This is a genomic window from Synechococcus sp. BA-124 BA4 (assembly GCF_034931165.1).
Genome location: NZ_JAYGIA010000110.1, coordinates 1 through 13,944, shown reverse-complemented (window position 1 = coordinate 13,944; position 13,944 = coordinate 1). Strand labels below are relative to the sequence as shown.

13 protein-coding genes, 1 tRNA gene and 1 pseudogene are annotated in these 13,944 nt (G+C 65.4%); 7 read left to right on the top strand and 8 right to left on the bottom strand.

The features are described 5' to 3' along the window. The 5 genes from VB734_RS13635 to VB734_RS13615 all read left to right on the top strand — a co-directional run. The coding region (locus VB734_RS13635) for a hypothetical protein (protein WP_323243532.1) at positions 1 to 2,192 on the top strand (2,192 nt) is incomplete at its 5' end. A 502-nt stretch (positions 2,193 to 2,694) separates the two neighbouring features. Beyond that, entirely contained in the window at positions 2,695 to 2,961 is a 267-nt protein-coding gene (locus VB734_RS13630; protein ID WP_323243531.1) for a hypothetical protein, read from the top strand. Beyond that, on the top strand, positions 2,958 to 3,359 hold the full coding sequence (locus tag VB734_RS13625; protein WP_323243530.1) for a hypothetical protein: 402 nt from the start codon (positions 2,958 to 2,960) through the stop codon (positions 3,357 to 3,359). The genes VB734_RS13630 and VB734_RS13625 overlap by 4 nt, the downstream gene beginning before the upstream one ends. Further along, entirely contained in the window at positions 3,356 to 3,547 is a 192-nt protein-coding gene (locus VB734_RS13620; protein ID WP_323243529.1) for a hypothetical protein, read from the top strand. The genes VB734_RS13625 and VB734_RS13620 overlap by 4 nt, the downstream gene beginning before the upstream one ends. Then, entirely contained in the window at positions 3,544 to 3,705 is a 162-nt protein-coding gene (locus VB734_RS13615) for a hypothetical protein (RefSeq protein ID WP_323243528.1), read from the top strand. The genes VB734_RS13620 and VB734_RS13615 overlap by 4 nt, the downstream gene beginning before the upstream one ends. Positions 3,706 to 4,129: 424 nt before the next feature. Here the strand turns inward: VB734_RS13615 and VB734_RS13610 are convergent, their stop codons facing one another. Continuing rightward, positions 4,130 to 4,900: an acyltransferase family protein gene (locus VB734_RS13610; RefSeq protein WP_323243527.1), complete on the bottom strand. Its 771-nt coding sequence runs from the start codon at positions 4,898 to 4,900 to the stop codon at positions 4,130 to 4,132. A gap of 651 nt (positions 4,901 to 5,551) precedes the next feature. Here VB734_RS13610 and VB734_RS13600 point away from each other — a divergent pair. Together VB734_RS13600 and VB734_RS13595 are read left to right on the top strand one after the other, a co-directional pair. Beyond that, on the top strand, positions 5,552 to 5,998 hold the full coding sequence (locus tag VB734_RS13600) for a cupin domain-containing protein (protein WP_322765955.1): 447 nt from the start codon (positions 5,552 to 5,554) through the stop codon (positions 5,996 to 5,998). Between the two features lie 39 nt (positions 5,999 to 6,037). Next, entirely contained in the window at positions 6,038 to 6,382 is a 345-nt protein-coding gene (locus tag VB734_RS13595) for a hypothetical protein (protein WP_131594551.1), read from the top strand. A gap of 196 nt (positions 6,383 to 6,578) precedes the next feature. Here the strand turns inward: VB734_RS13595 and VB734_RS13590 are convergent. The 7 genes and pseudogenes from VB734_RS13590 to ftsH all read right to left on the bottom strand — a co-directional run. Beyond that, a pseudogene (locus VB734_RS13590) lies at positions 6,579 to 6,704 on the bottom strand (AbrB-like transcriptional regulator); the annotation flags it as partial. A gap of 196 nt (positions 6,705 to 6,900) precedes the next feature. Beyond that, positions 6,901 to 6,973, bottom strand: a tRNA-Ala gene (locus VB734_RS13585). Positions 6,974 to 7,036: 63 nt separating this feature from the next. Then, a complete protein-coding gene (gene lexA, locus VB734_RS13580; RefSeq protein WP_416238057.1) occupies positions 7,037 to 7,651 on the bottom strand; it encodes a transcriptional repressor LexA in 615 nt (204 codons plus the stop codon). A 97-nt stretch (positions 7,652 to 7,748) separates the two neighbouring features. Further along, positions 7,749 to 8,711, bottom strand: coding sequence for an ornithine carbamoyltransferase (gene argF, locus VB734_RS13575; protein ID WP_323243526.1), 963 nt, complete (start codon positions 8,709 to 8,711; stop codon positions 7,749 to 7,751). Positions 8,712 to 8,757: 46 nt separating this feature from the next. Further along, positions 8,758 to 10,290: a hypothetical protein gene (locus VB734_RS13570; RefSeq protein WP_323243525.1), complete on the bottom strand. Its 1,533-nt coding sequence runs from the start codon at positions 10,288 to 10,290 to the stop codon at positions 8,758 to 8,760. A gap of 56 nt (positions 10,291 to 10,346) precedes the next feature. Beyond that, positions 10,347 to 11,864, bottom strand: a complete 1,518-nt coding sequence (locus VB734_RS13565; RefSeq protein ID WP_323243524.1) for a hypothetical protein — start codon at positions 11,862 to 11,864, stop codon at positions 10,347 to 10,349. A 77-nt stretch (positions 11,865 to 11,941) separates the two neighbouring features. Beyond that, positions 11,942 to 13,834, bottom strand: coding sequence for an ATP-dependent zinc metalloprotease FtsH (gene ftsH, locus VB734_RS13560; RefSeq protein ID WP_323243523.1), 1,893 nt, complete (start codon positions 13,832 to 13,834; stop codon positions 11,942 to 11,944). Positions 13,835 to 13,944 lie beyond the last annotated feature (110 nt).

The window sequence follows — 13,944 nt, the reverse complement described above, 5'->3', positions numbered from 1 at the left end:
CGGCAGGCCCGCCAGGGGGCGCAGCCATGACGACCCCCACCGGAGCGGACCCGACGCTGCCCCCAGGTACGCAGGATCCTGGACAGCCCCCCACCAGCTGGGCCGAGCTACAGGCCACGGCTGAGGCCCTGGCGAAGCAGCTGACCATCGCCACGCTGCCCAGCGGCGCCGGCTGGCCGGGCCTGCTGCCACAGCTGACCGCCCTGGCGGGGGAATGGGCTCAGGCGGCAGCGTTCGATCCTGAGGTGAAGGCAGGCCGCGGCGCGCTGGAGCAGCTGCTGGGTGATGCCGGCGGCGACGGCAAGCTGGGCCGCCGGGAAGCGGGCCGGATTCTGGGCGCCGCAGCTGCCAGCTACCGGCAGCAGCAGGCCGCCGAGAAGGCGGAGGCAGCAGAGCAGCGCCGGCAGGCGAAGGCAGCCGAGAAGGCGGCGAAGGAAGCCGAGAAGGAGGAGGCCGCGGCCCGCAGCGCGACGATCGCCGCCGAACGGGTGGCCCTGGCGGAGGAGGCGCTAAAGGGGCAGCCGTTCCTGATGAAGGGCTGGGATCCGGCCAGGAAGGCGATCCACTACCAGCACAAGGCCACCGGCCAGCTGGGCTGCCTGCTGGCCCCAACCGGCAGCGGATCGTCGGGCCTGCTGGCGGTGGCTGACATCGACTGGTGGACAGCTGCCTTCCCAGCCGGCGGCGATCGCCCAGGGGTGTGCTGGATGGATGCCGCCAGCAGCTTCATCGAAGTGGCCAACACCTCCCCCACCTTCCGCCCGGCGAACATCCGGGGCCGTGGGGTCTGGCTCGACAACGACCGGGTGGTGTGGAACCTGGGCGACCGGCTGCTGGTGGACGGCCAGCCGGTGCCCCTGGCGGAACTGAACAGCAGCTGCACCTACGCCCTGGGGATGCCGCTGCCACCGATTGAGCGGGGGCCGGTGCTGAGCGATCAGCAGGGCGCGGCCATCCTGTCGGCGGTGCAGGCGGTGGGGTGGCAGGAGCCACTGGCGGGCCTGATGGTGGTGGGCTGGACGGTGTGCGCCATCGTCGGCGGCGCGCTCGAACATCGCCCAGGCCTACAGCTGACCGCTGGAGCAGGCCAGGGCAAGAGCACCACGGCGCGGCGGGTGGTGCTGCCGCTGCTGGGCGGGCTGGTGGATCTGAAATCCAACGTGAGCGAGGCGGCCATCCGCCAGCAGGCAAAGGGGGATTCGCTGCCGGTGCTGATCGATGAATCGGAGCAGGGCGACGGCGGCGGGCGCCTACGGGCGGGCCACCTGCGGCTGCTGCGGTGTTCCTATGACGGGCTGGCTGGCGGGCGGGGGACTACCCACGGCGAGGCCCTGGAGCAGCTGATTCGCTACAGCGTGATGCTGTCGGGGATCAATGCCACCATCCCGATCGAAGCCGACCGCAGCCGGGTGGTGGTGGCCACCCGCCGGCACCTGCCAGCAGAGGAATGGCAGAAGGTGGAGCAGCAGCTGATCGCCACCATCACCCCAGAGGTCGGGCAGGCGCTGGAGCGGCGGGTGGTGGGCAACCTGCACACCCTGCGGGCCAACATCCGCGCGATGGCCGCGGCGATCGAACAGCTGGGCGACACCGGCAGGGCGGGCGACTGCTACGGCGCGCTGCTGGCCGGCGCGCACCTGCTCACCAGCACCGAACGGCTGACGGTGGAGGCCGCCAAAGCCTGGCTGGTGTCGATCGGCTGGGAGGGTGTGGCGGCCCAGTCCACCGACGACCCGCAGCAGGAAGCGCGGCAATGCCTGGAGGCGATCCTGGGCCACCGGACCCGCTGGGCCGGCGAAGGGTTCCCATCAGGCGAGGTGATGCTGGGGGAACTGGTGGCGGCGGTGATGGAGGGGGCGGCCAGTCAGGGGCGCGCCTTTATCGAACCGGCCGCGGCGGAGCGCGCCCTGGGCCGCGTCGGGGTGAAGGTGCTGGTGGGGCAGGGGGCGATCGATGGATCGCTGGCCATCGCCAACAGCTCACCGGGGCTGATGGAGGTACTGGAGCGGACGCCATGGGCACAGGGCGGGCACCGGCAGCACCTGCTGGCCCTGCCTGGGGCGCAGAGCACCGGGAAGGATCGGCCGATGCGCTTCGCCACCGACCCGACGACGCGGCGCGCGGTGCTGGTGCCGTGGGAGGTGATTGCGGGGCCGCGGGAGGAGCGCCTGGCCGCGGCGCGCAACTGGTGAGAGGTGCCGCAGGGGGGTGTAACGGTGGGGGTGTAACAGGCCGGGCACCCCCAAACCCGTTGCGGCGCAGCGGTGTTACACCGTTACACCTTTCTGTGCTTATACGCACACCCTATAGAAGGAAGAAAAGAAAGAGAGAGCGCGCGCACCCCCCCCTACTGCGCGCTGCAAAAAAACCTCTCTTACGCAGGGGGGTTGTTCATACAGATAGGTGTAACGGTGTAACATTAGGGGGTATAAAGCCAGTGATAGCAAGGGTTCTCAGCTGTTACACCTGCCCCGAAATGGTGTATCAGGGGTGGAACAGGTGTAACACCGTTGCAGCGCAAGGGGTTTCGGGGGAATCGGGGCTGGGGGTGTAACACCCGCCCCGGCCATCGGCCAGCACCAGCGCTCTGCCCCGGCGGCCGCCACCAGTTGGAACTGGCGGCCGCCAGCTCCAGCGCCACCAGCCCAGCACCAGCAGAATGAGCCCCACGACTGCCCGCACCGCCACCCGCCTGTGATCCACCCGCTTCTCGATCACCAGGGCCTGATGCCCACCGCCTGGCTCAGCACCCACCAGCAGCTGGCCGATGAACTGCGGGCCACACCCGTCAGCACCAACGCCCTGCCGGCGATGGTGGGCCTACTGGGGGGTGCCATCGCCCTGCTCACCCGTGATCTGTTCAACGCTCAGATCCTGCGGGCCAGCGCACCCGATCCGCGGGTGCGCCTCCGCAGCGCCCGCAGTACCCAGCGCGCACGGCGCGCCCGCCGTCGGCCATGAGCGGTGTGCTGCCCCCTTCGAACCCGCCGGCAGGGCTCAGCCCCCTGCACCGCGATGTCTGCGGCAAGCGCGCATCAAAGGCGGTGATCGCCATGCGGGTGCAGGAACTGGCTCAGTGGATCAGCCAAGGCGCCAGCCGCGCAACCCTGATACGACGTGCCCTTGAGGAGTGGGGGGTCGGCCCCGACACCTACGACCAGCTCCACAAGCAGGCCACAGCGGTCATACGGCAGCGCCTGGACATCGAACGGCCCGACTACCTGGCCGAGAAACTTGCACACGCTGAATACGTCTTCGAGCAAGCCTGCGCCGATCGCTGCTGGCCTGCGGCGGTCGGTGCGCTCAGCCTGATGGGCAAGTGGGTCGGCGCAGGCTTCGCACCGAAGAGGCACATTTGACCCCCGCCGCGGCCGATGGGGAGCTGCTGCCGCCTGATTGGCTCCGCACCCATCGCACCATGGCCGCGGCCCTGCTGGACTTGCCCGTGATGGGTGCGACTTTGCCGGGGCTGGTGCCGTGCTTCGGCAGCAGCCTGGCGCTGCTGGTGCGCGACCTATGGATCGAACATGCGGCGGTTTTGGTATGAGCGGCCCCGATGAGTTCGAAGCCCGGGAGTTGACGCCCCTGGGGGTCGATCAGCAGCGGGCGGCCGTGGCCGAGGTGCGGCAGGAGTGGGGTGGATTGCTCGGAGGCATCGAAGGCTTGAGCCCGTCGGGCCTGGACCTAGACGGCGACCCCCTCTAAACATCAAGCAGGGCGCCCCAGCAACCTGGGCCAGGCTTGCCTGATTGAGCGGGGGACCGCCGCCGATCGCTAACTGGACCGTTCGATGCCTCACTTAGGATTGTGAATCAAACAACTGTGAGGGAGTTAATCAGACCCGTTCAGCTGAGCAAATTGATCATCCTAACTCAGAAGTGACGGACTCTGCGCAGCTTTATCGCGCAGAGTCCGTATTGACTGCCGGGTTAGGTTTTCTCTGCATGATCCCATTTCTTATGGCATGCCTCCATCTTAAGGCGGGACGTTCAATGTATAGAAAAGAACCAAAGGCTAGTGCGCAAGAGGATATTAAAAGTATCGTGATATTCCAAATGTCAAACACCTCCCCAGCCGCGAGAAATTTCTGCATGAGCCAAATGATAAGAATATGGTTTAAAACCACCCCTTAACTTAGATTTCCCAAAAACTCATCGAGATTCGAAAAGCTGAAGCGTCTGATAGTACTGACAGCCAAAATCCCAATCATCAATCCGACCAAAACCTCTTTGTTGTATGGCATTTGATAAAGGGATTCATTGAGCAATGCGATTAGTAACAGCGCACCTGCCGAGAAAAGCACAATAATTCTGAATTTTCTTGAGTCGCTATCATTTTGAAAAAACGACCAGCCAACAATGAACATAAAGAGTGTTCCTGGGAGAAGTCGGTAGCCATAGAAATCTGAGTTAATTATACCGAAATATGCTGCCAAAAAAATACAGAAAGATGCACAGGCTAATGTGTAAACCTGCCGTTTTGAGAAATAAATAAGTATCCATGGAATAACCAGGTAGAAGGTCACTTCAAGCCCCAGCGACCAACTTTGTGGAATTACAAGCCACCCAGCATCAGGCCAAAACATGTAGAAAGCCTGTGGAAGCATTAGAAAGTTCAGCCACCAGTTATAGATGTTAAGCGTATTTAAGAATGGTGAATCAAGTTTAAGAAAGTAGATCAATATCGATGAAAGTATCGTGTAGAACACAAATTGAGGGAAAAGTCTTACTGCCCTGTCTAAGTAGAAAGTAGGGACGACAGATGGGCGCTTGTAGTACTTCCCTATCAGCATGCTCATCACATATCCACTGAGAATATAAAAAGAAATCACTGCCACTACGCCGGGATTGTAGTCATAAAAAGAAATCCCTGCATGGCTTATGGCAACCAAGATAGCCAAGAGTAATCTATAAATCCCCATGATTGTCTTTCTTGGCCTAACGCTAATTGGGCGGGTCCGAGAACCCTCTCTCAAGCCCGCCATCTAACCTCATGAAACCCTAGCCCCCTGTTTGATAGAACCCTAGATCAATTTCAGGCCAACGGATCACGACATCTTGGGCAGCTTGGTCAGATTTTTAGGCGTGTCCGTGGATCAACTGATCTTCAGGCTACAGAAAGTCTGCTTGGCTGCGTTCGCCGAGAGTGCCCTGATTCAACACATGTGTGTAGATCATCGTGGTCTTGACATCGCTATGACCCAGCAATTCCTAGATCGCCCGGATGTCCTAGTCACGTTCGAGAAGGTGGGTGGCGAATGAATGGTGCAGGGCTGACTGTGACATGTGGCTGGTTTGCTGATGTCCGCCGCCAAGATAGCTCAACGAACTGCCTTCTGGATCAGTGAAGGGTCCAGTTGATGGCGACCTTCCTGCCCTGTGGTAGGGTAAAGTCAGAGGCTTCCTGATGCCTTGCGAGCCCTTCCATCGATCTGAGAGGGCCGCGTCCCTTTGCGTGGTGTAAAACTCGAGGCCCCCGAGGCAGGCATTGTGCTGGTGATGCTTTTGTTCGGTGCTATACAGCGCTGAACGAGCGAATCCTTTATAAAGGAGTGAGTTTCGACAAGATCAACGTGCCCGGCCCGCTGAACCAAGAACCAGAAGTGTGCAATGTGCTGGGGGACTCCATCACCCTGCGCCTCACCACCGAGCAGACCGACGGAAAATACAGCGTGGCCGAATTCGCAACACCCGGTGGGGTGGGCCAGCCCCCTCACACCCACGCCTGGGATGAAACCTATCTTGTGCTGGAAGGGGAGCTCAACCTCAACATCAATTGTGAAACCACCGTTGTGGGAACGGGTGGTTGCTATCAGGTCAAGGCTGGTGTCGTTCACGCTCCCACACCCAATGGCGACTTCTGCCGCTACGTGATGGTTGGTCAGCCTGGCGGTGTCGAATCCGTGTTCAAGAGCCTGAAGGCCAACGAAAAGGATCTTCACGACATGGCCAAGGTGGTCGAGATCGTGACCAAGGAAGGCGTCACCATCGCTGGTTGATTCACCGCTTTCCCATTCATCCCCATCCCGTATCAACCAATGTCATCCCGCTTTTTTCATGTTCAGCACGAATTCCGTGCCGGAACCTCACAGAAATGGTTTGAGACCGTTCAAAAGGCCCTGGCCCCTGGTGGTGGCTGGGACGAAGCAGTAACCCGCAATCTTGAAGCTGGCTACTACAACCATTGTTTCAACCCCACTGGTCTTGAAGGACCTGCCTTCTGCATCTGGGAAGTGCGTGATGGCATCAGCGACGTTGAATTCCAGGCCTTCATCGATGGCCCCAACGGTCCCGATATGGGGACCGGCGCTTTGCTGAACATTTGCCGTGAGATCAACCTTGAACTGGCCGGGAACACCCCTTATCCCCGCAAGTTCGCCTGACGATTCGCTAGAGCAGCCTCCTCCAGGTTGCAGTCGCCATTGGGCCGGGCCTGCCCACCCCTTGCAACGCCAGCCGCTGGGCCAGCCGCCTGGGATGCGCGGCCCACCCCGGATACGCCGGGGTGGGGGTGCCGGGGGAATTACACCACTGCTGGGGACGCCAGCTCTGAGAGCGACGGCACCGCAGCCACCAGCCTCACTCCTCTTCGTCTGCCCCACCCACTGGCACCAGGTAGATCTGCTTGCGTTCCAGCTTGATCTTGAACTCATCGCCGGGCTTGAGGTCCAGCAGCGCGTTTTCCGTTGCCTGAGCGGTGGCCACCTAGCTCAGGGGGGTGACGACCCCGACCCTTGTTCTTGGAACCGACTTCCCCCAGGCTGGCCTCGTCCGGTGCTCACCGCAAAGGGCGATGGAGGGCATTTTGCACTGGATTTTGCACTGGCTCCCGTGATCCCAGCCCCAGAGGTTCAACTCCAGACACAAGAAAACCCCAGCAGTGGCTGGGGTTTTCAGGGGATGGAGCCAAGCGGATTCGAACCGCTGACCCCCTGCATGCCATGCAGGTGCTCTACCAGCTGAGCTATGGCCCCATTGGTGCGCCGGTTGCCCGGTGCTTGAGGAGCTTACAACGTGGTGGTGCGGGCCCCATCCCTTCAGACCTGACGCCAGACCGCCACCAGGCGGCCCTGCACGCTCACCTGGTCGGCGGGCACCAGGATCGGCGCGTAGGCGGGGTTGGCGGCCTCCAGCCGCACCTGGGCCCCCTGGCGGTGGAAGTGCTTGAGGGTGGTGCCGCTGCCGGGCACCAGGGCGCTCACGATCGTGCCCTCCCGCAGCCGGGAGGGGTCGGCCACGGGCTCCATCAGCACCACGTCGCCATCGGCGATGTGGGCGTCCACCATCGAGTCGCCGTTGACGGTGAGGGCGAACAGGCCGCGGGTGTCGAGCACCGGAGCCAGATCGAGGTGCTCCTGGACGTCATCGAAGGTTTCCACCAGGCCACCGGCGGCCACGGCCCCGAGCACCGGGATGCCGGGGTGGCTCTCGCCCAGCAGCTGCAGGGTGCGTGCCTGTCCCTCTTGCCAGGTGATCCAGCCCTTCTGCTGCAGGTGGCGCAGGCGGCTCTGGATCGGCGCCGGCGACCGCAGGCCCATGGCCTCCATCATCTGGCGGATCGAGGGGCTGTGGCGGTGGCTGCCGATGTAGTCGGCGAGCCAGTCGTAGAGCTGCCGCTGGGCCTCGGTGAGCTCCTGGTGGGTGGCGACCACGGGCAGTACGGATGAACCACTCCCTTTCTGCCATCCCGTGGGCGGTTTGTCCAGAGCCGGGCCTGCCGCCGCCCCCCGGAGACCGCTGCCGGTGCCTTCAGTCGCTGACGCCCCCCAGCAGGGTGGCGAGCAGGGCCTGCTGCACGTGCAGGCGGTTCTCCGCCTGGTCGAACACCCGGCTGGCGGCCCCCTCGATCACCCCGGCGCTGATCTCCTCGCCCCGGTGGGCGGGGAGACAGTGCAGCACGATCGCCCGCGGATCGGCCTCGGCCAGCAGGTCCTCGTCGAGGCACCAGCCGCTGAAGGCCTGCTCCCGCTGGGCCTGCTCCTCCTCCTGCCCCATGGAGGCCCACACATCGGTATACAGGACATGGGCCCCCCGGGCCGTCGCCACCGGGTCCTGCAGCACGGTGATCGCGCTCCGCCCGCCGGCGAGGGCCCGGGCCTGCTCCACCACCGCCGGGCTGGGGGCGAAGCCGTCGGGGCTGCCGATGCGCACGTCCATCCCCAGCAGGGCGCCGACGAGCATCAGCGAGTGGGCCATGTTGTTGCCATCGCCCACGTAGGCCAGGGTGAGGCCGTGGAGGTCGGCGGGGCCGTGGCCGAAGCGTTCCTGGATCGTCAGGGCATCGGCCAGGGCCTGGCAGGGGTGCTCCAGGTCGGTGAGGGCGTTGATCACCGGGATCGAGGCCCAGTGGGCGTAGTCGACCAGGTCCTCCTGGGCGAAGGTGCGGATCGCCAGGGCATCGCAGTAGCGGCTCAGCACCCGGGCCGTGTCGGCGATCGGCTCGCCCCGGCCCACCTGGGTGACGGCCGGGTTGAGGTCGATCGTCTGACCGCCGAGCCGGGCCATCGCCACGATGAAGCTCACCCGGGTGCGGGTGGAGGCCTTGGAGAAGATCAGCCCCAGCACCCGGCCGGCCAGGTCGATGCGGCGCTCGCCGCTCTTCAGCTGGCGGGCCAGCTCCAGCAGGGCGAAGGTCTGGGGACCGTCGAGGTCGGCCGAGGAGAGCAGATCGCGGCCCCTCAGGGCGGCGAGCGGGGCTGAGGGGGACACCATGGCCCACGTCCCAAAGAACCCTTATGCGAGATCGACCCCCCCCACGTCAAGGGCAGGGGCGCAGGCCGTGGCGCGCGGGCTGCGCCGGGCTGGTGCGGGGCAGCAGGATGAAGGGTGCCGACCGCCAGGCTCCCGGCGCTTCCCAGCAGGCCATGGCGGGGTTGGCGGCGCTCAGTTCCTGGATCCGTTCCCGTTGGCCCTGGAACCCCAGAAAGGGTTGGTCCAGGGACTGGAGGGCCGGTGGGTCGCGTTCCTCGAGATCCCGCAGCTGGCCGGGATGGAAGTACGTGCCCATCAGGGCTCCAGGGGGCCAGCCCGCGCTCCAGCAGCCGCCGGTGCAGACGCCGGTGCTGTTCACGAAGGCCGCCATGGCCCGATAGTCCTGCAGCGGTGCCCGTTTGTCCGCCAGCACCCTCTGGCCGATCTGCAGCTGCAGCAGCAGCACGGCGGCCAGCAGGACGGCCAGGGCGGTGCGGCGGAAGCGGCCCAGGCCGGCAGTCAGCTCCCAGCCCGTGCCCACCAGGTAGGCCACGGCCGGCAGCACCACGATGGTGTAACAGGCCTGGGTCATGGGCTTGATCGGATCGATCACCAGCATCAGTGCCATGAACAGGCCGATCACCAGCAGCAGGTAGCGGGCCTCCCCCAGGGACTGGGTCAGCTGCTGGGTCGGCTCCACCAGGAAGCGGCGCAGGTTCCGCCAGGAGCCGATGGCACAGCCGATCCCCACCGCCAGTCCGATCAGGCCCAGTTGGGCCAGCGGTCCCTGGTGGAGGTCCAGCAGGGGAAGCAGGCCGCGGCTGAACTGCATCAGGGTGCCGATGACCGGCTCCACCTCGATCCAGTCGATCCGTTCGAGCTTGTTGCCGATCGAGCTGGCCAACGCATGGCCGAGGGGCGGCAGCAGCAGCAGCAGCCCGAGGACGGCCGCCTCCCGCCGTCGCCGCAGCACCTGCCCATCGGCGGCGCTCACCGCCAGCACCACCAGCACGAACAGCAGCGAGAAGTAGTGCGTCAGGGACAGCAGCACGCAGGCGAGCCTGAATCCCCAGCGCAGGGCGGCCCCGTGGCGTTCCGTGCCCTGACGCAGCAGGAGGGCCGTGCCCAGCATCAGCGTCGAGAGTGTGAGCGAGAGGGCGTAGCTGCGCGCCTCCTGGGCATAGAAGAGGAAGGAGGGGCTGGTGCCCAGGAAGGCCACCGTGAACAGGCGCCGGCCTGCACCGCGCCCGGAACTGCCCAGGGCCGCGGCCACAAGGCCCAGGGCGGCGATCAGAAAGCTGAGGCTGCGGGTGGCGGTCTCCCCTGGGCCGAAGACCCCGATCCAGAGCTTCAGCAGGACCTGATAGAGCGGGGGATGGGTGTCGGGGAGCAGCCAGTCCCGGAACAGCACGCCCCAGTCGGCGCTGCTGGCGGCCACCGACCAGATCTCATCGGACCAGTAGGAATAGGCCGTGGTCAGCCCCTGCCCGGCGAACCCGAGACAGCAGAGGATCAGGACGGCGGTGACAAGCCGCCGGGGAGGGCGCTGGAGCGGTCGGGTGGCGGCTGGGGGCCCCGAAGGCTCTGTCCCGACCACCATCACACCGCTGCAGGAGACCAGTGCCGGGACATTAGACCTGATTCAGGCCCTCCACATCAAGGGCAGGGGCGCATCCCGTGGCGCGCCGGCTGCGCCGGGCTGGTGCGGGGCAGCAGGATGAAGGATGTGGTCTTCCAGGACCCAGGTGCCTCCCAGCAGGCCAGGGCGGGGTTGTTGGCGATGAGGCCCTTCAGCTTCGGGTAGGCCCTGCGGAAGCCGAGCAGCGGACGATCCAGCCGCGTCTGGGCCAGCGGCGTGCCGGGATCGAACGCCATCAGCTCGCGGGAGCTGAAATAGGTGCCCCTGAGCGCCTCCGGGAACCATCCGCTGGACCAGCATCCCTCGCCCTTCCGGCAGAGATCGCTTTTGGCCAAGAAGCTGGCCAGGAGCTTGTAGTTCTCCAGGGGTCCTTGCTTGATGGCCAGGTGCTCGGTGCCGATCCGCAGTTGCAGCAGCAGTGCAGCGCAGAGCAGGCTGGCCAGGGCGACACGACGAACCCGGCCCAGGCTCACGGTGAGTTCCCAGCCGGTTCCCACCAGGTAGGCCAGGGCGGGCAGCACCACGATGTAGTAGCGGCTCTGCGACAGGGGCCGGAACGGATCGATTGCCAGAATGACTGCCAGGAAGGCCGTGATCACCGTCAGGAGGAAGCGGGCCTCACCCGTGGCGGGTGGCCTGGGGCTGGAGGCTCCGCGGGTGAACAGGGGGAAGGTGGCGGCTCCGATGCCGCCGACGAGGGCGAGCAGGATCAGCAGGCCTCGCAGACCCTGCCGCGGATCGAGCAGCGGCAGCGTTCCAGCCATGAACTGGGTGATCGTGCCGCTGACGGGCCTGACCGCGATCCAGTCGATGCGGGTCAGATTCTCCGTGGGGGGGCTCAGCAGGCCGTGGAGGAGCGGCCACAGCAGCAGGAGCAGCAGCAGGGGGATGGCAGCGGTCCGCGATCGGAAGACCGTTCCCTCGGCGGTGACCACCGCCAGCACCACCAGCACGAAGATCAGGGAGAAGTAGTGGGTGAGGGACAGCAGCAGACAGGAGATCGTGAACCCCCAGCGCAGGGCGGTCTCGTGGCGTCCTGTTCGCTGGCGCAGCAGCAGGGCCGTGCCCAGCATCAGCGTCGAGAGGGTCAGCGAGAGGGCATAGCTGCGGGTCTCCTGGGCATAGAAGAGAAAGGCGGGGCTGGTGCCCAGGAAGGCCACCGTGAACAGGCGCCGGCCCGCACCTCGCCCTGAGCTGCACAATGCCGCCACCACCAGTCCCAGGGCGGCGATCAGAAAGCTGAGGCTGCGGGTGGCAGGCTCCCCGGTGCCGAAGCTCCCGATCCAGAGCTTCAGCAGGATCTGATACAGGGGGGGATGGACGTCGGGGATCAGCCAGTCCCGGAACAGCACGCCCCAGTCGGAGCTGCTGGCGGCCACGGACCAGAGCTCATCCGACCAGTAGGAGTAGGCCGTTGTCAGACCCTGGCCCGCCAGGCTGAGGCAGAAGAGGATCAGCAGCCCCGTCAGGGCCGCTGGAACCAGGTGTCGTGCCCAGTGGGTTTCGGCGAGTGGGGATGGATCGGTGTCGTCCATCACCCTGGATTGCCGCAGGTCTCGAAGGGGAATCTACGGTCCGTTCCCTTACAGGGCACGCCGGACGGCAGAACCCCTCAGGCCGCCGCTCCCTCCAGCACCGCCGCATCGGGCAGCTGGCTGGAGGCGAGCAGCTGCTTGAGCTCGTCGCCTTCGATCACCTCCTTCTCGAGGATCTTGTGGGAGATGGTCTCCAGCAGCTCGCGGTTGTGGTGCAGGATCGCCAGGGCCCGTTCGTGGGCCCGGTCCACCAGCCCGCGCACCTCCTTGTCGATTTCCAGGGCGGTGGCATCGCTGACGGCCCGGCGGGGGTTGGAATTCCCCCCGAGGAAGCGGCTGCCGCCCTGCTTGTCGTAGGCGAGGGGGCCGAGGGTTTCACTCATGCCGTAGGTGCCGATCATCTGCTCGGCGATGTCGGTGGCCCGCTGCAGGTCGTTGGCGGCGCCGGTGGTGACCTCACCGAAAACCACCTCCTCGGCGGACCGCCCACCCAGCAGGGTGGCGATCTGACCTTCAAGATCTTCCTTGGAATTCAGGAAGCGCTCCTCGGTGGGCAGCTGCAGGGTGTAGCCGAGGGCCGCCATGCCCCGGGGCACGATCGAGATCTTCGCTACCTTGCTGCCGCCGGGCATCAGGTGGCCCACGATCGCGTGGCCCACTTCGTGGTAAGCCACCACCTTCTTCTCGTCGGGCTGCAGCACCCGGCTCTTCTTCTCGAGGCCAGCCACCACCCGTTCGATGGCTTCGTTGAGGTCGGCCTGCTCCACGGTGGTGCGGTAGGCCCGGGCCGCCAGCAGGGCCGCCTCATTCACCAGGTTGGCCAGGTCGGCGCCGGCGAAGCCACTGGTGGCCTGGGCGATCTTGTCGAGATCCACGCCTTCGGCGAGCTTCACCTTCTTGCCGTAGATGTCGAGGATCATCTTGCGGCCGGAAAGGTCCGGGCGGTCCACCAGCACCTGGCGGTCGAAGCGGCCCGGACGCAGCAGCGCAGCATCGAGGGTTTCCGGCTGGTTGGTGGCTGCCAGGACGATCACCGGCTTGTCCTGGGCGGTGAAGCCGTCCATCTCGGTGAGCAGCTGGTTGAGGGTCTGCTCCCGCTCGTCGTTGCCGCCCACCACACCCATCGAACCCGAGCGGCTCTTGCCGATGGCATCGAGTTCGTCGATGAAGATGATGCAGGGCGCTTTCTTCTTGGCCTCCTCAAACAGGTCGCGCACCCGGGCGGCGCCGGCCCCCACGAACAGCTCAACGAATTCGGAGCCGGAGATGATGAAGAAAGGCACGCTGGCTTCCCCGGCCACGGCCTTGGAGAGCAGGGTCTTGCCGGTGCCGGGCGGACCCACCAGCAGCACACCCTTGGGGATGCGGGCGCCGATGTCCATGTAGCGCTGGGGCGTCTTGAGGAAGTCGACGATCTCGGTGAGCTCGGTCTTGGCTTCGTCGACGCCGGCCACATCGGCGAAGGTGACACGGGACTCCTCATCGGGCACATAGACCTTGGCCTTCGACTTGGTGAAGCTCAGGGCCCCCTGGGCGCCCCCGCCCATGCCGCTGCGGCGGGCGAAGAACTGCAGCACCAGGATGAAGATCAACGGCGGCACCACCCAGCTCAGGGCCGTGGTGATGAAGCTGGGCCGCTTCGGCGGCGCCGCGGCGAACTCGACCCCGTGCTGCTCCAGCCGCTGGGGCAGGTCCATGTCGAAGATCGGCGTGGTGGAGAGCACCGTGGGGGCGCCCTCCTCCGGGGGCTTGGTGAGCTCGTAGCGGATCTGGTCCTGGGTGATGTAGGCCCGTTTGACGTTGTCGTCGTTCACCTGGTCGATGAACAGGGAGTAGGGCACCCGGGGCACCTGGGTGGCGGGGTTGGGCAGGAAGTTGCTGAACAGCAGCAGCACACCGAAGCCGATCAGGAGCAGGTTGACGAGTCCGAATCGCCGGGTGGGGCGGTTGTCGTCCTGACGGATGGCCATGCTGCGCACAACGTCGAATGGGCCCAAGCTAGGTCTGGTCGTCACCCGCCGTTCCCACCCCCGGTCGGGAGAACCGAACGCCCCGCCCCCTCGGCTCCCCACCCCCCATG